Annotated in this window: 16 protein-coding genes and 1 riboswitch; of the genes, 7 read left to right on the top strand and 9 right to left on the bottom strand. The window is 34.3% G+C overall.

Translation table 11 applies throughout. From position 1 onward, the window contains the following. Positions 1 to 181: 181 nt before the first annotated feature. The 3 genes from QL232_RS07310 to QL232_RS07300 are packed head-to-tail and all read left to right on the top strand — an operon-like array spanning position 182 to position 2,461. Positions 182 to 1,465: a DUF2157 domain-containing protein gene (locus tag QL232_RS07310; RefSeq protein ID WP_281613624.1), complete on the top strand. Its 1,284-nt coding sequence runs from the start codon at positions 182 to 184 to the stop codon at positions 1,463 to 1,465. After that, positions 1,458 to 2,021, top strand: a complete 564-nt coding sequence (locus QL232_RS07305; protein WP_281613623.1) for a GDYXXLXY domain-containing protein — start codon at positions 1,458 to 1,460, stop codon at positions 2,019 to 2,021. The genes QL232_RS07310 and QL232_RS07305 overlap by 8 nt, the downstream gene beginning before the upstream one ends. 11 nt (positions 2,022 to 2,032) lie before the next feature. Further along, on the top strand, positions 2,033 to 2,461 hold the full coding sequence (locus QL232_RS07300; protein ID WP_281613622.1) for a hypothetical protein: 429 nt from the start codon (positions 2,033 to 2,035) through the stop codon (positions 2,459 to 2,461). A 113-nt stretch (positions 2,462 to 2,574) separates the two neighbouring features. On the opposite strand, the gene gcvP is transcribed toward QL232_RS07300, so the two are convergent. After that, complete coding sequence (gcvP, locus tag QL232_RS07295; protein ID WP_281613621.1) at positions 2,575 to 5,475, bottom strand: aminomethyl-transferring glycine dehydrogenase; 2,901 nt, start codon at positions 5,473 to 5,475, stop codon at positions 2,575 to 2,577. Positions 5,476 to 5,961: 486 nt separating this feature from the next. Here gcvP and QL232_RS07290 point away from each other — a divergent pair, with 486 nt between their 5' ends. Continuing rightward, positions 5,962 to 7,482, top strand: coding sequence for a CotH kinase family protein (locus QL232_RS07290; protein WP_281613620.1), 1,521 nt, complete (start codon positions 5,962 to 5,964; stop codon positions 7,480 to 7,482). A 276-nt stretch (positions 7,483 to 7,758) separates the two neighbouring features. Further along, the gene (locus QL232_RS07285; RefSeq protein WP_168880804.1) at positions 7,759 to 8,316 is read left to right on the top strand and encodes a hypothetical protein; all 558 of its coding nucleotides are present in this window, start codon (positions 7,759 to 7,761) and stop codon (positions 8,314 to 8,316) included. A gap of 66 nt (positions 8,317 to 8,382) precedes the next feature. Here QL232_RS07285 and QL232_RS07280 read toward each other — a convergent pair whose 3' ends face one another. The 8 genes from QL232_RS07280 to QL232_RS07245 form a co-directional block, all read right to left on the bottom strand. Further along, positions 8,383 to 9,246: a DUF1295 domain-containing protein gene (locus QL232_RS07280; protein ID WP_281613619.1), complete on the bottom strand. Its 864-nt coding sequence runs from the start codon at positions 9,244 to 9,246 to the stop codon at positions 8,383 to 8,385. Further along, positions 9,243 to 10,013, bottom strand: a complete 771-nt coding sequence (locus tag QL232_RS07275) for an MBL fold metallo-hydrolase (protein WP_168880802.1) — start codon at positions 10,011 to 10,013, stop codon at positions 9,243 to 9,245. Before QL232_RS07275 ends, QL232_RS07280 begins: the two co-directional genes overlap by 4 nt. A gap of 59 nt (positions 10,014 to 10,072) precedes the next feature. After that, positions 10,073 to 10,663: a hypothetical protein gene (locus QL232_RS07270; protein WP_281613618.1), complete on the bottom strand. Its 591-nt coding sequence runs from the start codon at positions 10,661 to 10,663 to the stop codon at positions 10,073 to 10,075. 75 nt (positions 10,664 to 10,738) lie between these two features. Beyond that, positions 10,739 to 13,135: a DUF5686 family protein gene (locus QL232_RS07265; protein WP_281613617.1), complete on the bottom strand. Its 2,397-nt coding sequence runs from the start codon at positions 13,133 to 13,135 to the stop codon at positions 10,739 to 10,741. Positions 13,136 to 13,166: 31 nt separating this feature from the next. After that, positions 13,167 to 14,627, bottom strand: a complete 1,461-nt coding sequence (locus tag QL232_RS07260) for a M20 family peptidase (protein ID WP_281613616.1) — start codon at positions 14,625 to 14,627, stop codon at positions 13,167 to 13,169. 208 nt (positions 14,628 to 14,835) lie between these two features. Then, positions 14,836 to 16,113: a HAMP domain-containing sensor histidine kinase gene (locus QL232_RS07255; RefSeq protein WP_168880798.1), complete on the bottom strand. Its 1,278-nt coding sequence runs from the start codon at positions 16,111 to 16,113 to the stop codon at positions 14,836 to 14,838. Positions 16,114 to 16,117: 4 nt separating this feature from the next. Next, positions 16,118 to 16,798 carry a response regulator transcription factor gene (locus QL232_RS07250; protein WP_168880797.1) on the bottom strand — a complete coding sequence of 227 codons (681 nt, stop codon included), beginning with the start codon at positions 16,796 to 16,798 and terminating at the stop codon, positions 16,118 to 16,120. An 87-nt stretch (positions 16,799 to 16,885) separates the two neighbouring features. Continuing rightward, positions 16,886 to 19,342, bottom strand: a complete 2,457-nt coding sequence (locus QL232_RS07245) for a TonB-dependent receptor (RefSeq protein ID WP_281613615.1) — start codon at positions 19,340 to 19,342, stop codon at positions 16,886 to 16,888. A 209-nt stretch (positions 19,343 to 19,551) separates the two neighbouring features. Continuing rightward, a riboswitch (SAM riboswitch) is annotated at positions 19,552 to 19,661 on the top strand. A gap of 182 nt (positions 19,662 to 19,843) precedes the next feature. Between QL232_RS07245 and QL232_RS07240 the strand changes: the two genes are divergently transcribed. Together QL232_RS07240 and metK are read left to right on the top strand one after the other, a co-directional pair. Then, positions 19,844 to 20,425 (top strand): hypothetical protein, encoded by a 582-nt coding sequence (locus QL232_RS07240; RefSeq protein ID WP_281613614.1) that lies wholly within the window; start codon positions 19,844 to 19,846, stop codon positions 20,423 to 20,425. A gap of 23 nt (positions 20,426 to 20,448) precedes the next feature. Beyond that, positions 20,449 to 21,732, top strand: a complete 1,284-nt coding sequence (gene metK / locus QL232_RS07235; protein ID WP_281613613.1) for a methionine adenosyltransferase — start codon at positions 20,449 to 20,451, stop codon at positions 21,730 to 21,732. The last annotated feature ends 13 nt before the right edge of the window (positions 21,733 to 21,745 follow it).

Genomic DNA, 21,745 nt, shown 5'->3' with positions numbered 1-21,745 from the left:
ACAATGTTAGATGCATAAAATAAATAACAACGTTTACAAAGTATGAAACCGCTGAGAAATCAATTTATGATTGATGATAAAACTTAAATCGCAAATAAACGTAAACATATTATCCTTTACTGCTTTAATAAACTTTCGATTTATATCTTTAGTATATTCATCGACTAACTGAAACAATAATATGAGTCTAATTGACGAACTCAAAGAACTACAAACGGCAGGAATAATCACTTCAGAAACTGCTGAGAATATAGAAGCTTACTATCAAAATAGGAACCCTTCTAAAACCAATAGAGTCCTCACTGCCTTCGGTATATTAGGGGCACTACTTGTCGGATCTGGTATCATCCTTATTATAGCACATAATTGGGATCAGCTTAGTAGAGGTACACAAACTACCTTAGCCTTTATTCCATTGATATTAGGGCAATTAATCTGTGGTTACTCACTCTTTACGAATAACCGTAATACAGTATTAAAAGAAGGTGGAACTACTTTTTTAGTCTTTGCTATTGGCAGTTGCATTGCCTTAGTAAGTCAGATTTATCACCATCATGGAAACCTCACTTCATTCCTATTTACCTGGGCCCTACTTAGCTTACCACTTATTTATGTGATGAGGTCTTCAATTGCTGCCATCTTATTTATTATAGGTATTACAGCATTTGGTGTTCAATACAGGCACTGGGAATATTTAGGTATTTCAAACCACTATTGGTATTGGATTTTATTTACTACGGTAGTACCCTATTATATCTATCAATTAAAAATATATAGAAACAATAATTATATCTCCTTCTTAAACTGGAGTATTTGTATTTCCGTAGTTGTAATCTTAATGATAGACACTCATGATATTAATGAATTAATGTTTGTCACTTTCTTTACCTTGTTTGGATTGATGTATCAGATAGGAGAAATGAAATACTTCAAACCTTATTCTATCATCAGTAACGCCTATCATGTAATCAGTGTTATAGGATCTATTATTATCTTATTCATTTTAAGTTTTGATGATATAATTTGGAACGACCTCAGAGGAGATAATATCATCACTATTTATTCAGCAAAAGAATTTATTCCTATCATCCTTTTAACTGCTTTGACTTTAGTAGTATTTGTATACCAAAACAGAAAAAAATCATTTTCAGATATAGGTGTTTTCCCTTTATTGTTTATCTTATTTATCCCTACTTTCTTTTTGGGATATTACTCCGCTATTTCAACTTTATTGATTAACCTATTCATTTTTGTCTTGGGAGTATATCACATTATTAAAGGAGGACAAACTGTTAGGCTTTGGGAAATCAACTATGGTTTATTAATGATCGCTGTACTTATTTATTGTAGGTTCTTTGATACTGATATTAGTTTTGTTTACAAAGGAATTATTTTCGTTCTAGGTGGACTTGGCTTTTTCTTAACTAACTATTTCATCCTTAAAAAGAAACAAACTCATGAATAAGAAACTCATTTTTATTGCACTTTTTTTTATTGTCGCTATCATTCAATTGTATGTTCCTGCCACATTCATTTTACAAAATGAGAAAGTATTAGAAGTGGGAACTATGTATAAATTTAGAACTGCTGCAATAGACCCTTATGATCCTTTTAGAGGTAAATACATTACGTTATGGTATGAGGAAAATAGAATTGCTGTAGAAAACACAAAGGATTGGGGTATAGGACAAACTGTGTATATTTTACTCGATAAAGACGAAAGTGATTTTGTTAGATATGATGGTATTACAAAAGAAATCCCTTCTGGTAATGTAGATTACTTACAAACTTCAATTAACTATATTCCATATAATGATGCTCAATATGTTGAATTCGTTATTCCATTTACTCGATTCTATTTAGAAGAAAGTAAAGCCAAAGAAGCCGAAAATGCTTATAATGAAGCTACAAGAGATTCTACTCTGATTACCTATGCCAAAATAAAAATCAAAGATGGAAAAGGTGTATTAGAGGATGTAATTATCAATGAAAGTTCAGTAAAAGATATTATCACAAAGTAAACTATATAGTTATGGAAACCTCATTTGTAGAATGCCCAAGATGTTTAGGTAAAGGGCATGTTGATCATGAAGATATCAAAAGACATAAACAAGAATTAAGGTGGTTACCCGGAACATGTGCCTACTGTAACGGCACTGGAAAAGTATCAAAAGACCTCATTGATTCTGTGGATGTAGACAAAACATACCTTACCAATGACCTCTCAGAAGAAGAAAAAGAAAAAGTTTTAAATAATGATCTTGATGCTACGATGAGAGGCATAGAAAAAGAAATTCAAAGTCAGCAGATAATTGATCATATAAAAGATTTACATTTCAATCATGAATTAAATGTAGATCAGATTTCAACTTTCTTCACCTATGAAAATGATGAAAACAAAGAAAAGTTGTTCGATTTTATTCAAAGAGTGATTGATTCAGAAAGCAATTCAAATTTATAATGAAGTCATTTATTTGATTATACTTTAGTTTAATTTAATAAAAAAACCTCCATCACTTTCAGTGACTGGAGGTTTTTGTCTATGTCTATAAAGGTACTTAAATAGTATATTATTTAAGCTTCTGCTTCTTCGAATTCACTTACAGGAATACAAGAACATACAAGGTTTCTGTCTCCGAAAGCACTATCAATACGACGTACTGTTGGCCAGAATTTATTTGCTTGTACGTAAGGAAGAGGATATACCGCTTTTTCTCTCGAATATGGCATAGACCATTCTTCAGTAATGACTTGAGCTTGAGTATGAGGTGCATTCTTCAATACATTCTCAACAGCATCCGCTTGTCCATCAATCACTTCTTGAATTTCCTGACGAATTTGAATCATCGCATCACAGAACTGATCTAATTCTGTTTTGCTTTCTGATTCAGTAGGTTCGATCATTAATGTTCCTGGTACTGGGAATGATACTGTTGGAGCATGGTAACCATAGTCCATTAAACGTTTAGCAATATCTTCCACTTCAATACCTGCTGGTTTAAACTGACGGCAATCCACAATCATCTCATGTGCATTACGTCCATTTGCTCCAACATATAAAACTGGGTAGTGATCTTTTAATCTCGATTGCATATAGTTTGCATTCAAGATCGCTATTTTGGTAGCATTTGTTAAACCTTCACCTCCCATCATTCGGATGTATGCATAAGAGATTGGTAAAATACTAGCAGATCCCCAAGGTGCTGCAGCAACGGCTGTAGAAGCTTTTTCTCCTACATTGTTGTCGATGACAGCATGACCTGGTAAATATGGAGCTAGATCGGCAACAACACCGATAGGGCCAACACCTGGTCCACCACCACCGTGAGGAATACAGAATGTTTTGTGTAAGTTCAAGTGACAAACATCTGCACCAATATTAGCTGGAGATGTAAGACCTACCTGAGCATTCATATTTGCTCCATCCATGTAAACACGACCACCATTATCATGTATAATTTGACAAATCTCTACAACAGACTCTTCAAATACACCATGAGTAGATGGGTATGTGATCATTAAACAAGACAATTCATTGCTATGCTTCTCAACTTTTGCTTTCAAGTCTTCCACATCAATGTTTCCTGCCTCATCACATTTAACGATAACTACCTTCATACCTGCCATTACAGCAGATGCAGGGTTTGTACCATGAGCAGACGATGGAATAATGGCTATATTTCTATGACCTTCACCAATACCTTCATGGTATGCTCTAATCGTTAAAAGACCAGCATATTCTCCGTTTGCTCCAGAGTTTGGTTGTAATGACATAGCATCAAAACCTGTGATTTCACACAACCATGCTTCAAGATCCTTAAAGATTTCTTGGTAACCTTGTGCTTGTTCTTTTGGCGCAAATGGGTGCATCTGCCCAAACTCAGGCCAAGTTACAGGAATCATCTCTGCTGTTGCATTCAATTTCATAGTACATGAACCTAATGAAATCATTGAATGTACTAACGAAAGGTCTTTATTCTCTAAACGTTTTAAGTAACGTAACATCTCATGCTCTGCATGGTATTGATTAAATACTGGATGTGTTAAGAAATCAGACTCACGTTGTAATTCTGCGGGAACAGCAATTTCAATATTTTCAGCTAATGCTTCTACATTAACTGCAACGTTTAAACCTAAAGCATCTTGAATTAAATCAACAATATCAGCAATGTGTGATACATCTGTTGATTGGTTCATAGAAAGACCGATATTTCCATCTTCAAAGTAACGGAAGTTTGTCAATCTCTCTTCCGCTAATAAACGGATTGCCTTAGCTTGAAGCGCTGTTGTGTTTATTTTTAAAGTATCAAAATAGCCGTTATTAACTACTTCGAAACCTAACTTTTCTACTGATTGTTTCAGAAGGTTTGCCATACCATGAGTACGGTAAGCAATTGTTTTTAACCCTTCTGGTCCGTGATATATTGCATAAGCAGAAGCCATCACTCCTAACAACACTTGTGCTGTACAGATATTTGACGTTGCTCTCTCACGCTTAATATGTTGCTCACGAGTTTGTAAGGCCATACGGTAAGCTTCGTTACCATCCTTGTCCTTAGAAATACCAATAATACGACCAGGGATCTGACGCTTATAAGCATCTCTTGTCGCAAGGAAACCTGCATGAGGTCCACCATAACCCATTGGCACACCAAATCTTTGAGCAGAACCAACTACTGCATCAGCATCCATCTTGCCTGGTTCTTTTAGTACTGTTAGTGCTAAAAGGTCTGATGCCATTGCTACCAATACTCCATTTTCATGAGCTGCAGCAATAAAGTCAGTATAATCTGTAATACCACCATTAGTATCTGGATACTGAACAAGTACACCAAATAAAGTTGGATCTGTCACATCTAAATCAGCAACTTCACCAATTACTAGCTCTACCCCGATTGGAGTACAACGTGTCTTTAATAAGTCTAATGTCTGAGGGTGACATGTATTTGAAGCAAAGAACTTATTGGCTTGCTTCTTTTTTGCTCCCTTTCTAGCACCATAGAACATATGAACTACTTCACCTGCAGCTGTAGCTTCGTCAAGTAAAGATGCATTGGCTAGTTCCATACCTGTTAGGTCAGTGACCATAGTTTGGAAATTAAGTAGCATCTCTAAACGACCTTGTGCAATTTCTGCTTGGTAAGGAGTATATGCTGTGTACCAGCCTGGGTTTTCCATGATATTACGTAAAATTACAGGAGGAGTAATAGTATTATAATATCCCATACCAATGTAAGAACGGTAAATTTTGTTCTTATCTGCAATCGTCTTGAAGTGACGAAGGAATTGGTATTCAGTAAGAGGTTGAGGAAGCTCTAAAGGTTTCTTTAGACGAATCTTTTCAGGGACAGTTTGAGAAATGAGCTCATCAATATCTGATACCCCTAAAGCGGCTAACATCTCTTCAATTTGAGTATGGTTGGGCGCATTATGCCTTGCCTCAAATCTCTCGAAGTTGTTTAAATCAATCTTCATCGACTATGGTTGTGTTGTGGTAATAAATTTCGGCCTACGATGGTTAACAAGGATATGGTAAATTGTTCCCGTATCCTCCCATTCATTTGCACCGCAAATATAGTAATAGTTAGTATTTTGTGGATAGTACTTATTATTTTTTTTAAAGAACTTTAAACAACAACTAATTTCTATCGAAAATGTTTATTCTTCAGATTTTACAGTTTTGATAAATTGTAGCTTTATTGATTTCTATACAAAACCACATCATTATGACTACTTTTTCTTCTCTGATGAATAATTATTCATATATAATTCTATAAATCATACAATTTAACAGTGCCTAATGCAGGTATACTTACTTCAAATATTTCATAATTGACTGCCTTAATTACTATTTCTTTTTGTCTGATAACCAATTAAGTAGTAAATTGTATATGCTACTTCTTAAACCATGTATTTTGTGTAGCTAAATATTTAAAATACGAAATGAACTCGTAACAACGAATGAAAAAGTTTGTACTAACAATACTGCTTATATATATAACAATTCTTTCTTATGCCCAATGTACAGTAGGCCATGAATGTTCTTTTTTCCACCCAGACGAAGTAAGTAGAATTGATATAACATTAGATTCAGCAGAATTACAACAACTATTAGCCGTTGGTAATGAAGAAAAACAACTTCGTTTCTTTGGCTCTATGACGTTCGAAAGCAAAACTATTAAAGATACTATAAGCAGCATTTGTGTAGGTTTATCAGGAAAAGATACTCGCTACTCTTTAAAAAAGTCATTTGAAATTGCATTTGGAAAAAAGTCTATCTGTCACCTTCAAGGGTTAAAACTTGAAAGTAATAGTGGGGATCCTACATTATCTAGATCCAAGTTAATGTATCAGTTAATGTCTAACGAAGGAATCCCTGCTCCTAGATCAGCACATACTTTGTTGTTTATTAATGGTGAATACCATGGTGTTTATCTAATGTCTGAACTGATAGATTCATCTTTTCTTACCCATCATTTTAAGAGTAATGAAGGTATTCTCTATATGGGAAATTATGGTGCAGATTTAACCAATGACCCTAATAGTTATTTGGATGAAAAAACGTATCCTTTATGCCAAGGTAAAGACTTTCACAGAGAACATCTTCAATCCTTTTTAGACAGTATTAATCTTTTACATCATAAAGAACTGATACACTATGTTGAAACCCATTTTGAGGTGGAACAATTTGTAAAAGCATTAGCGATCGAAATTCTATGTGGACATTGGGACGGATATGCTTTCAATAAAGATAACTTCTTCCTTTATTTTGATGATAAAACAGGAAAATGGTCTTATATCCCCTATCAATTTGATCACACATTCGGTATTAATCTTATATCAGATCAGTACGATTGGGCTAGTCGAGATATCAATCAATGGGGAGAACCTTACGAAGCTAGGGTGCTAGTCAACAAAATTTTAGATCAGCCAAAATATAGAAACCTCTTTAATCGATTTATTGAAAAGTTTGTTCTTAGAACTTTTAATATTTCAACACTAAGTCCTTACCTCAACAAGCAAAGAGAAATGCTTCTACCTTTTGTAGAAAATGATTATCAATATTCACTAGACCATGGCTGGACTACATTTGATTTTATCAATTCATTTGAAAATAGTGTAGGAAATCATATCGATTATGGACTAAAAGAATTTATTCTACAAAGAAGTAGAACTGCTTTAAAACAAGTGATTTCTAGTGATCCAAAACAACTTTCACATTGGGTGGAAACCGTCAAGTTTTACCCTGATCCTAAGAAGAATGTTGTAATGATGAAAATGAAAGATGTCTCTTATAAGAGTTGTATGGTATCCGTACAAAATAAAGAAGGCCAAACAGTGAAGCGATTCGTTTACCCACCATCGGAATCTATAAAGGTTGAATATGATAAATTCTCTGAAGGTACTTATATTCTTTCTGCCGAAATTGAAAATAAACAAGGAAGCTGGGTTGGATTACCACAGGTAATCATTAATAATTAAGAAAACAATTTCACAAACTTCTAGTTCTCATATAGTCTCATAAATTCCAATGAGATAAAACACTCCTATTCAAATACATAGGGCCGAAAAATTAATAAATCATTATTTAAAGGTTTAGTTTAACTTTTTAAAGAGATAACAGGCTGTTAGTTGACAACCTAGTTGATTATCAGTTACATTGTGTTTTTCGAACATTAATGACCTGATACGAACTATCTGACTATCTCCTGTTCACTAACTAATTAATTATTTAAGGATTAAATAAACAACACCACCATGAAGATTATCAAAGCTATAAATGAAAATCACTACTCGGTTTTTCTACAAAAGTGTCATCATTCCGACTTAAGTATCGACTATCTTAAAAAGAACACGACATACTTACTTATTCACAAAGACGAAATCTGCGGAGGATATGTATTCGGAAATACCTATCCATACAGATACACGCAACATTTAACAGATCAATACGATCAACAAAAAATGATGCATTTCACTGCATATAACAATGTAACTGAAATCACATGTTTATGGATCGATAAATCTTACAAGAAATCTCTATTAAATAAATTCTTATGGGCTTCCATTGGTTACCATGGATATTTTGGAAAAGCTGAATATTACTTATTTGGCACCAAATCTAAAAAGCTCACTAAGTTTTTCAAGTTTCCTATGGCTGTAAATAAGTTTATGGTCAGTGAAGCAAAGGATAAAAAATTACAGAATCCTTTTAGATTCTATATTGCCGATAGAAAAAAGACCTTTTTAGGAGCAATAGAAATTATTTTAGGTGTTTTAAAAACATCTGATACAGAAGTTGAAATTAACGTTTAACTCACATATTTACTCTCAATTAAAACATTTACACCAAAAAAAGGACTCTCTTGGAGTCCTTTTTTATTAGAATGGAAGTACCCTTGATACCTCCTTTTTATATTCAGTAAACGCCTCTGGGCGATTTTTCATCATTTGTTTATCTTTTAATGGAATTGATGCAAACATAAACATGGCCCACATTCCTATTGATCCTAATGTTGTATACCATGGAGCAGAAAATGACACCCCCATCATTGCAACACCAAACCAAAACATCATTTCTCCTAAGTAATTAGGGTTTCTTGACTTCGCCCAAATTCCAGTTTTTAAAATATCTCCCTTTTTAGGGTTTTCTCTCTTTCTAAATTTATCTAATTCATTATCTGCTAAATATTCAAAACCTGTTCCTATTAAAGAAGTTAAAGCTCCAAGGTAAAATAGATACCGTATTGTTAAAGTGGCTCCATTATATACATACAGCACTCCCCACATACTTGCAAAAACTATTAACGTTGGATATAAGTGAATCGCTAAAAAATTAATAGGTTGAAAAAACTTTCCAAACTGATTTCTAAAATTGACATATCTGAAATCTTCATGATTCCAACCGGGCCAACCTCTTGCCCAACTTAATGTCAATCTCCATGACCACGCACTAATTACAAAAGCACAAATCCATTGTGGTATACCCCAAGATGCTCCCGAAAAATCATAGAAATAGAATATCAACATATAAAAAGGTATCACAGACCAATAAGCATCATAAGTGCTACTATTCTTTTTAAACACTGAAAAAATATAGCAAATTACTGTCATCACAAGATCTGATACTAACAATCGAAGTACGGTATCTCGTACATCTATCTCTAAATATGTATAGAATCCCGCAAATCCTATTATTAAATAAATTAATGTTACTTCTAATAAATCTTTTTGTTTTTGTTTCATGAGATAGATGATAATTTATAGTCAGAAAATGCTTGATACCTGTCTTTCAACCAAGTGTATTTGTTAAGTTCTTTTGGTGTTGCTCTTTTAATTTTAGCAAATTTAGATACTATGCCTTTAGCATACTTATCTTCATCATGCGTTGGAACAACAACTTTAGGTTGAATAGTTTCACAAAGATGTTCGACCCCTTTTATACCTGGAGATACTACACCTCCTAAGAAAAAAGGTAACTTGTATAGATTAAAAGGTGTTACTAATAATGAACAATCTCCTACTTCTTTCAACTGCTCTTGATGTGCTTGGTCCAATGTAAAACCATGCGTCATAAAGTAAACACTTTCATTGCCATTGCTTAAGACTATTGCATCATATATAGGATCTATCCACCTTCTTGTAGGCAAGAAATGGACATCAATTCCCTTGACATTTACTTTTGTCTGTTTTTTGTTTAATGCATGAAACTCCGTATTAGGTAGCAGTTTCATTAGATCCTTCTGAATACTATCTGGTCCGATTACCAACTTAGGTTGTAGCTTTTCTAATGTTTGATGATGAAAATGGTCTGGATATTTCTGAGTTATCAAGACCACATCAAAGGCAGGTAATTCATTATAAGGAACTGGCGCAGTTCTATGCCACTGTGTATTAAACCATGTAAAAAAATCAACCTCAGTACCTTCGAGCCATGGGTCCACTAAAATGCGTAGCCCATCAAACTCAAGAAACCAAGAGTTATCCATATTCAGTCGTTGTAAGTTGATCATTATTGAGAGCTTTTATGATTCTAAGAAGATAACGATCCTAAGGTAGCTTTGTTTAGATTTTAAATATCAAACTTATAGAATGTCCCATCACTGAGTTCTATTGAAAACTTCACTCCTTCTAAAGAAACACCTTCATTAGGAATAAAGTAAAAGTACCTTTCATGATCACCTTCTAAATAGAAATGTGTATATTCTGAGACAAGACTTTCAGCGATATTTACTCTTTCAGGGTTATAATCAGATTGAACTACAAATTCATTGGTTAAATCATTTCCGTCTGTTGAACTAATGATAATATCTTCAATTTGTTGTTCATTAATAAATCTTGGGCCTGGAGAAGCAATTGCTGAATTAAAATAGGAATGTGTGTAGTTAAAGACATTCACTTCTGATAAAACTGAACTAAAGTTTAGTGCTATTTCTACAGCATTGGCATCCTCATTTACAGTGAATGCATACTCTTTATTTTCATCTAATTGAAGTTGACCAACAGTTAACTTTATATCATCAACCGAGACAATGTATTCATCCATTCCATCAACACAAGTACTGGTCTCAACATTTTTTTGACATGCAAAGAGTATTAAATTAAAAACACTGTAAATGATTACAGATTTTGACAAGAGAGAAAGTTGTTTTTTAAATAGCATCAGTATTTATAATTAGTTTTTAGTAATTATATATCAAGTTACATTTTTTTGATTAGATGTAATTGATTTTCAATTCTAAAACTCGGGTGTTAACGCAAACATAACACCATACTTTCTACTTTCATTTGTTTGGTATGTCGCTCTGTATATAAACATAACTTTTACCATTCTAAATATATTTTCAATCCCTCCACCAACTTCTACATATGGTGTACTTGGATCTAAACTTCCAAAAGAAGAGGTATTTTCATCCCACGGGTTTACATTTCTTTCTAGGTTTTCATCAGATACTCCTCCCCACAATAAGTTACCTACCACAAAGGTTTTCACATTCCATTTTTTCACCAATGGAATTCTATTCATAAACAATCCTTCAAAATGATGAAATACTCTTAAACTAGCGTATTTATCTGACATAAACTCACCAAAATCCATCAGGTTATAAGCACTTCCGTCATAGATATACCTTAAGTTATTTCCTCGATGAACAAACAATAATGGAAAGGGTACAGTCGAAGGTGTCCAACCTCCTGACACTACATAATCCATACGTCCTATTGCCCCAATTTTAAACCTATGTTGCATACTTGCAGTCACCTTATGATAACTGTCTGTTACATTCAACACATCAGGAAGACCTCTATTATAAGATAAAGTTATTGTGGGATACTTTCCGTTTGCTGCAACATATCTGTTTAGATGTCTACTCGCAACATAACGTTTACCAAAATCAAAGATAATTGAACCCCCAACTTCAGCAGTTCTTATATGATCAAAGATTAAAGAATCTGTAGTAGACCCTGTAAAGTAATTTTCATCTTTATAAGTAAACTGTCCTCTTAATTGTATCCCTTCTGCAACATAAGAACTACCTATAATTTTATATTCATCTAAGTAATAAGGGTAACTATAATTGCCCCATAATTGCTGAAACCATAAATAAGGAGGTTGCCCAGGGTAAGTAATTCCAGCTCCTAATCGTTGTAATGAATGTTGCGCTCTGGCATATAAATAAGTCCATTTTTCTTCATTGAAAACATATTTTCCAGAGATACCCCATTTCCATTCTTCATCTTTTGTTCCATATGCAAGATACCCACCTGCTACAAAGTTTTTAAACCATTGGGTATTGGTTGTTCCTCCTACTTGAATATGATGATCTTCTATGTTGTTCTGAGCGTATAATGCTAATAAGGAACCAAAACCGAACCCTCCCATTCTGTAATATCCTGTAGCCACCATATCGATTACCTTAGATGTTGCTTTTACAGAAGGCATCTGCTTTACAGTGTCTATCATTGCAAAAATGGTAGTATCTGCATCTGAAAAATGGATCTTTTGGGTGGATTCAAATGTATTTTCTGTTTTTATATCCACTAAAAATTTTGACCAATTTTCATTAAGTTTTCCTCCCACCCACATTCTAATTCTCTGGTTGTAAGGTGCCCATACTTGCGAAGTATCCAAAGGAGCCAATTTTTGATCTACAGTGATACTATCAATAAAGTTAATAGGAGATTCTCTAGAGATATTCGCTGTAATTTTTTTGACAGCAAAACCTTTTACATCATCAGTAATCCAAACAGTACCACCGAAAGTCATATCATTGGCTCTTCTAGGAATGTAATTGATTCTATAACACCAATCCTCATCTACCTTTTCATAGGTCACTAATTCAAAGTCAAAGTAATTTTTGAAAGTGGGGTTTAGCGGTGATACAAAATCATAATTCAGAAATCGCAACCAATGTTGATAAAAATTGATCGTGGTCTTCTCTGTATCCAACCCTTGCTTGAACTGGTCTTCAAAATCTGGTCCCAAGAAGGACTCTTTATAACTAGTAATATCACGGTCTTCTGACAAACCATTATAGTGGATATTTTGTTCTGAATGGGAGGCATAAATTGGAATGATAGGCATTCCTTTATCATCAGTTTCTAATTTACTGATCGCTTCCATCCTATCCATTGCTTTATTAACAAGACGTTGTTCCAAATTATTGGAATCCAAATCCGCAATGTAGATATGAGTAAGTATTTTAGATTGATAATTTAAATCTTTCGCTTTCTTGTAATTATGATCATCTGCATTGGCCATTGCTAAGCGAATAATTTCCCAAGCTGGGTTTTCATACCCTTTTCGACCAATTACTACTTCCTCTAACTCTGTGACGCTTTTGGATAGCTTTATTAGTACTTCCGTACTTAGATCTACTGTATCTAAATTGATTTTCATATTTGAATAGCCCAAACAAGATAGTTCAATGATATCCTGTTGATTGACTGAAATTGAAAATCGACCCAAAGCATCTGTAGATGTACCATCTGTATTATTAACTAGATTGATATTTACAAAACCAACTGGACGCAATGATTTGTCTTCGATTACTTTTCCCCGAAAAGTTGAAGTGTTTTGAGCCAATCCTGAGATGGTTATGATCAATAATACGACGGTAATTAAACTGTTTTTCAATTATATTTTTATAATAGGCCTTAGAGAACGGCTACATTTCTGTTGCTCCATTCTTTATCAACTGATGGTAAAAACGAACACAATCTTTAAATTCTTCCACTCCTATTTTCTCATTGATACCATGAAAAGATTTAATATTTTGCTTGTTTAGTTTAAATGGACAAAATCTGTAGATATGGTCCGACACCTTTGAGAAATATCGAGAATCAGAAGCTGCAATCATGATATAAGGAGAAATTACTATATCTCCAAAAACCTGCTTGATAGATTTATCCAACATCACATAGGTTGGATGGTCAGGATTAGAAATTGATGCCGGTTCAGATTTTTCGAGAATCTTGATCTTCACTCGTTCATCATCAATTACTTCTTTTAGGTCTTCATGTACAGAATTAACTGACTCTTCTGGTAAGATTCGAATATTTAAAACTGCTCTAGCATAGGTAGGTAAAACATTATTCTTCTCTCCTGCCTCAATAATTGTTGGTGCAACTGTTGTTCTCACCAATGCATTTGATGAAGGAGCTTTTTCATACACCGCCATCAATACCGGCTCTAATAGAGTTGCGTTTGCAAAAACAGTCCTAAAACCTATCGGCATTTCTGGGCCAACATAATCAATAAAATCATTGAGTGGTTTTGAAATATATGAAGGGAAAGGGTTTTCATTAACCTTACCAATCGCTTTGCTTAAAACATCTATAGCAGTTTCTTTTTTAGGCATAGAAGCATGTCCACCTTCTACATCAACATTTAATTCTAAGGTAACAAACCCCTTCTCTGTAGTACCAATAAGAGCTACATCTTTCTGCATTCCTGGAACTAAGCCTTGGGTAATATAACCTCCTTCGTCCAAAACAAATTCAGCTTTCACTCCTTTTTGTTTAAGATAATGAGCAACTTGTTTTGCACCATTAACTCCCATTACTTCTTCGTCATGACCAAAAGATAAATACACTGTTCTATCTGGCTGAAACCCTGAGCTAATAAGCATTTCTACCGCTTCCATAATACCAATCACTCCCACTTTATCATCAATTGCTCCTCTACCCCAAATTTCTCCATTCTTAATTAATCCACTAAATGGTGGCTCTTTCCATTCACTTAAATTTGCTTCCGGTACTGGAACCACATCATAATGTGACATTAAGATCATGGGTTTCAAATCTGTTCTTTTTCCCTGCCATTTGAATAGCATGGTCATCCCACCCAAAAAAGTATGCTCCATCTTACCAAAAGCTACAGGGTATTTTTCATACAGTAATTCTATAAACTGATGAAATGATGCTGTATCAATCATAGCTGGATCATCATACGATATCGTTTTGATTTTTATCGCATCAGATAAATGCTGGGGTGCTGCATTGGTCACCTTAATCGGAGCAATTTTTTCTATGTCAGATTGTTTTGATGAGAACAACAATAAGTTTGCAAGAATATAAACTAAAGCGATAGCTAGTGATCCGAGGATAATTCCTAAAAGCCTTTTCATTTTTGAAGTGTAGAGTTTATAAAGTTTTCTTTTGGTGATATTAAGATAGTAAGTTGTAATTAATTTTTAAGTATTTATAAAATAAAAAAGCGTTACCGAAGCAACGCTTTTAATGAAAGTTGGATAATTCGAATTGGTATGTAAAATCTTTATGGTTTTAATCTTTAACTCCTAAAGATAAGGTAATCATTTTAAATAATTGTAATATCTACTTTTTTAATAGAAATACATGCTGCTTTCTTTCGTAACCGTACGAAATTTTCAGTCCGCTAACAGAGCATATCTTAGCCACTAAAGCCAAACCTAAGCCCAAAGACTGAGCACTTTCTGACCCTTTTACAAATCGTTTAAAAAGTTGATCTTTTGATATATTCAAAGGAGCTCCATAATTACTTATGCGAAACTCTGTTGATGTTGTTTCAATCTTTATTGGCCCTTCAGCTGTACCATATCTGATGGCATTTTTCAATAAATTTTTAAGAATAATATCAAACAGATAAGGATCTATATTTAGAGCATGTTCTTCATCTAATTTCATCTCAATAGATAACGATTTCAACTGAGCTAATTCCTCTACAGCCTCCACCTGATTCCTAATTTCTTCAATGGTATACAGCGTTTTGATATCTGTAAATTCACCATTCTCAATTTTAGTAATCAGGTTCAGAGTCGTACCTAATTTTGAAAGATGGTTCGCTTCATCATAAATCGTTTTGATCATCTTTGCATCTTCTTCTTCAAGCTTTTCCGAAAATAAAAGTGACTCTGATTTATTACGAATTATTGCCAATGGAGTTTGTATCTCATGTGCTACATCCTCTGTATATTCTTTCAAGTGGTTATAATCCGCATCGATTCTTTCGATCATATTTGTGAACAAGTCTTGCATATCTACAAACTCTTTGGTTGTTGTAGATACTTTCTCCACTTCTTTTGAACCTCCCACTTTAAAGTTTTGCATTGCTTCTAATATCCTTCTGAAAGGTCTTAAGAAATACCCTTGTAGAAGTACATTAAAAGCTACAATTAATATGACGAGTACAATAAAAGAAGGGATTAGGTATTCGAAAATATCATCTCGGAAGTAATAGTAATTTTGAACTTCCTTATCCATAGATACTCGGTAAAATTTTCCATTAGCTTCAACCAAGACTACTTTACGTCTATGAATTAAATTACGTTCAATTTCAGGATGATAAATAGTGATATCTTCCGTAATTGGATAATCCGTCTTTTTACAATGAGATGAAATCTCCTGAATATTGGATACACTACCTCCGATAAGTGAATCTATAGATCTACCTTTTTTTAGGTGATGTTCCACTCTTCCTTCAATCCAACCAAATCTTCTATTTAAGTCTGAATCGATAAACTCATCCGCTTCTTTTGTCAGTAGTTTAGCATTAAAATAAAATACTACAAAAGTGAAAATGAGGTAAAAGAAGGTGATTCGTGATAGTAAATTAAAAGTTCTTTTACTTTGCATAGATTTATTTGCTAGTAGAAAATTTATACCCCATGCCATAGACTGATTTGATATAATCTTTGGCTCCTCCCTTCTGTAACTTTTTTCTTAAGTTCTTAATATGAGTATAAATAAAATCAAAACTATCGGCTTGATCAATATGATCTCCCCAGAGATGTTCTGCTATATTTTCTTTTGTCAGCATCTTCTCTCTGTTATAAAGGAAGTACAATAATAAATCATATTCTTTTTTTGTCATTTCTATGATTTGATCATTGATAGAAACTGTTGATAAAGAGATATCCACTTTTAGTTCATTTACCTCAATAACATTACTCCCTTTTAACTTTTTTCGTCTGAATAATGAACGAACCCTTGCAATCAATTCGGCCATGTGGAAGGGCTTTGTGATGTAATCATCAGCGCCTAATTCAAGACCTGTTACTTTATCGTCTACACTATCCCTTGCCGTAACGATTAATACTCCTGCATTGGCATCTACTTCTTTTATTAACCTGACTACATCCAAACCATTACCGTCAGGTAAGCCTAAGTCGACCACTAAGATATCATAGGCGTAAACACCTATTTTTTCTCTAGCATCAGTTAAAGTAGAGACATGTTCTACACCGATACTCTGATCTTTTAGGTTGGCTAATATATCTTCAGCTAATAAATGATTGTCTTCGATCAATAACAGTTTCATAATCACTAATATCAATAAAGAGTAGCCATATTACTTTTTGCAAGTTATGGCTACTCAATGCATATTTTTATTCAGGAGAGGATGTCTCTAGAAGTCATCCATTCCACCTCCACCACCTGAAGGTCCTCTTCTCGATGGCTTAAAGTTATTCAATCTATAAGTGAATGTCATAGTAAAATACTGAGCATATCTAAAATCTTCAGTATAATTATTAAAACCGACACCCTCTGAAGTACTTTTTCTTACTGCAGTACCCAATACATCGTTCATTGAAGCTGTTATGGTCAACTTCTTTTTCATCATATTGTGCTTTAAAGCAGCAGTCATCATATAGTACCCTTCATTTTCTCCTTGAGCAGTTACAGTAGGTCCAGTATATCTACTGTTGATTTGCAATTGAGTTTGTTTTGTTAATCTGAATGTGTTGTTAAAACGGCTACTCCAGTTTAAGCTTTGGCGATCAAAGCTCTGCCCTTCTAATTCACCTTCTACTCTGTAATCATATAAGTTGCCCATTAAATCAATGGTCCACCATTTTACAGGGTTATAGTTTAATGAAAGTTCAAAACCTAAAGCGTAATCAGTTCCTACGTTTTCATAAGTATGTAAAATAACACCTTCAGACCAAACACTCTGAACTCTTTCAATTTTGTTTTGTGTCATTCTATAGTAAGCATCAAAAGATAAAGTAGCTTTTTCTCCTAATCCTTTTAAATAACCAAAATCAAATGAATCTATGTTTTCTGGTAATAAAGCTGGGTTACCTCTACGTACGTTAAAGGCATCTTGCCAAGTAACGAAAGGCTCTAAGTAATATCCTCTTGGTCTTTCAATTCTTCGAGAATAACTCAACATCAATTGGTCTTCTTTCGGCAATCCATAAGATAGGTGAATCGTTGGGAAAACATTCCACTGATCAACAGGATAGTCCTCTTCAGTTCCTTCAAGGTTGATGTTTCGGCCTGTATACTCCGCTCGCAATCCACCCTGATAACCAAAGTTACCTACCTTACCGGCATACATACCGTAAAGCGAGTGGATTGTTTGCGTGTAGTTGGTAGTAAAGCTATAGTCTGGTGCAAAGACATAGTCACCAGTCGACACATCATAATTATATACCTCGTTAATATCTTGTGATTTGTTCCATCTTGTTTGCCATCCTGCTTCAAACTTGTCTGTTTTTCCGATAGGCAACGTATAATCTATTTTAGCTCTTAATCTTCCTCCAGGGCCAATTTCTGTAGACCTCTGGCCTGAAGTTGGGTTTTCTGCAATCACTCCGCTTGCATCTTTTGGATACAACTCATTGATTGAGCTCTCGGTCATATCTCTACCGCCATAATCTACCATAGCATCTAAAGTATGTCCTTTTTTATCTTTGAATTTATGTTGATAAGCTAAGTTTGCACTGTAGTATAAACCACCTCTTTGCCAATATTCACTAGAAATATATTCCGTCTCGTTAATCGGTTGGTCACTCCCTCCAATTTGTTGGTATTCATAGAAATTCGCATCCATCCCACCATACATTTTAAAATCACCAACTCTACCAGATAGTTTAATGAAATCATTATCCGAAATAGAATATTCAGCACCCGCTTGAATACCCATTACTTCGAAAGTACGTTCTCTTTCTCCATCAGAAATCACATAAGAAGTGGTATCATTTGTAGTAGTTCTACGTTCAGATTTATAGCTACCTGGACCTGGTCTCTTATTGTAATTAGCTCCGATATAGTAGTTCCATTTTTTCTTTCTGAAGTTTAGTAAGAAGTCTCCACCAATTCTTCCATACCTACCCACATTAAAGTTGGCTACACCATTTACACCTTCTAACTTATTTTTCTTTGTGATGATGTTGATAATACCAGCAGTACCATCGGGATCATACTTTGCAGAAGGGTTTGTAATCAACTCTATATTTTCAATTGTACTAGCAGGAATTTGTTGTAATGCTTCAGAAGCATCTAATACTGAAGGTCTACCATCAATTAAAACAGTAAATCCAGAACTGCCTCTTAAACTCACATTGCCATCACCATCTACAGTTACAGAAGGAATATTTTCTAAGATATCTACTGCTGTTCCTGACATTGCGGCAAACTGAGTTCCTACATTAACTACTTTCTTATCGATATCATAAGTCACAGAATTTTGAGTACCAACTACTTCAACAGCGTCTAAAACTTCAGCATCTGTAGACAACTCTACTTCTCCTAAGTTTGCTTTATAATTGGGTTTACCTATTTCAACACCATCAATAATATTCTTCTGAAAACCGATAAAAGAGATTTCAACAGTAAACATTCCTTCAGGAATATTTTTCACAACAAACATACCTTCAAGGTTCGTTACTGTTCCTCCAATAAGTGTATGTGATGCTTGATCAAAAATACTTACAGTAGCATATTCTACAGGTACATTACTACCTGCTTCTTTTACCTTACCTAGAATAATACCTTTTTTAATTGGGTCGTTGGCATATGCTGCTGAAACAATAATGAAAGTTATAAATGCGATTAATGTGGAAGTTTTTCTGAACATGAATTGAGTCGAATTTAAATGATATCACAAAAGTAGGTTTCAAATCTGTAGCAAATCTGAAGAAAACTGTAGTTTTATTTTTTTTGAAAAAAATTCGATTTATTCCACTCTTTGTGAGTATATTAGATTACAGTGTTCATAAAATTTGAAAAAAAATAAAGCATGAAATCTATTGATCTTTAAACCAATTATCTATATTTGCATCGCATTACTTATCAAGAAAGGCAGAGGGATTGGGCCCAATGAAGTCTTGGCAACCTGCGCTCCTCAAAGCAAGGTGCTAACTCCCAACTCGAAGGTGTTCGAGAAAAGATGAGTTTATCTCCAGAAAAATTTCATTAAGTACTGTCAATCAGTACAATGTCTAAAATTGATAAGTACTTGGGTTAACATTTAATCTTAGACTGATTGGCTTTTAGGAATATTTATCTCAACTGTTGTATTATTATTTTATCAACAGTATTTACTAGCTGCTTTGAATTACAGGAGCAGCTTCAGATTATGGGAGACGGAAAAGGAAACTATTCTTTTACGTTTGATTTTTCACAAAGTAAAGAGTTGCTAAATATTGTTTCTGCTTATAAAAATGCAGAGGGCAATAGCATTTTCCAACCCAGTCAATTTAAGAAACCTTTGATGCTCATTGCAGAAGAACTTGATAACGTTCCCGGTGTGTATGATAGTAGATCAGTGATCGATACTACACATTGGAAATTAGGAATTAGGTTCGCCTTTGTTGACATCCATGCCTTAAATAGTGCACTATCAAAATTGGACAGAGCCAAAAAAAATGAGGACACTTTTTTGAAAATGAAAAAAAGAAAGGCCGAATGGATACGAAATGTCGATTGGAAAACGCTTATTACAGAACATATGCCATCATCTTCGGATGCCAATACGATTATGACTCAGCATATCGACTCTGCAAATTATAGTTTTCACTGGATGTTAAACCGAGAAATTAAAACAGTTAAATCATACGAAATAGAGCGTTTAGGCTCAACCGAACTCATATATAAAGGCAAAATCCCAAATAGTGATAATGTAGACTTCATTACACAATGGGATGTTAAATTCAAGTAGATTCTAAGAACAGAATATAAAATATGACGTATTTATTCACATCCGAGTCCGTTTCAGAAGGACATCCTGATAAAATCGCTGATCAAATTTCAGACGCGATTCTAGATGCTATGTTAAAGCAAGACCCTGCCTCTCGCGTGGCTTGTGAAACTATGGTAACTACTGGATTAGCTGTAATCGCAGGTGAAGTTACTACAAAAGCATACGTTGAAATCCCTGACGTTGTAAGGGAAACAATTGATAAAATCGGATATAACAAAGAAGATTACTACTTCGCAGCACACTCTTGTGGTGTACAAGTAGCTCTACATAGTCAATCTCCAGACATCGCTCAAGGTGTAAATGTTGGAGAAGGTGTCGACAAAGAACAAGGTGCCGGTGACCAAGGTATGATGTTCGGTTATGCGACAACTGAAACTGAAGACTATATGCCAATGGCTTTGGCTTTCTCTCATGGCTTAGTGAAAAGATTAGCTGAAATCCGTAAGCATGAACCAGAATTAATCGGTTACTTAAGACCTGACGCTAAGGCTCAAGTTACCATCGAATATAATGAAGACAATACTCCTTTAAGAGTTCATACTATTGTTGTTTCAACACAACACGATGAGTTCCCTGGAATTTCTGACGATGACGCATTAGCACAAATCGCAGAAGATGTGAAGAAGCATGTTATCCCTACAGTTATCCCTGCAGAGTTGATTGATGCGAATACAATTTTCCACATCAACCCAACAGGTAAGTTTGTTATTGGTGGTCCTCACGGTGATGCTGGATTAACTGGTCGTAAAATCATTGTAGATACTTACGGTGGTAAAGGTGCTCACGGTGGTGGTGCTTTTTCTGGTAAAGATCCTTCGAAAGTAGATAGATCTGCTGCTTATGCATCAAGACATATCGCTAAAAACTTAGTAGCTGCAGGTATCGCAGATGAAGCATTAGTACAAGTTGCCTATGCAATTGGTGTTTCTCACCCGGTATCATTGAATGTAACGACTTATGGTACTGCTAAAGTTGATTTAACTGATGCTGAAATCTCTAAGAAAATCGAAGAAATCTTCGATATGAGACCTAAAGCTATTGTTGACCGCTTAGGATTAACTAACCCTATTTTTGCTCCAACAGCTGCTTACGGTCATATGGGACAAAAGCCTTATAAAAAAGAAGTTGAAGTTGAAGTGAAAGATATTGTAGAAAGCAATGGTCAAAAAGTAACGACAACAAAACTTGAAAATAAAGAAGTAGAATTCTTTACATGGGAAAAATTAGACTATGTAGATAAGATTAAATCTGCATTTGGTATCTAATATTTTTATGTAA

It is taken from the genome of Flammeovirga sp. SubArs3 (assembly GCF_947387565.1).
Taxonomy (GTDB): domain Bacteria; phylum Bacteroidota; class Bacteroidia; order Cytophagales; family Flammeovirgaceae; genus Flammeovirga; species Flammeovirga agarivorans.
Note: the sequence above shows the minus strand (reverse complement) of the source record. Positions and strands in the feature narration are given on the sequence as shown.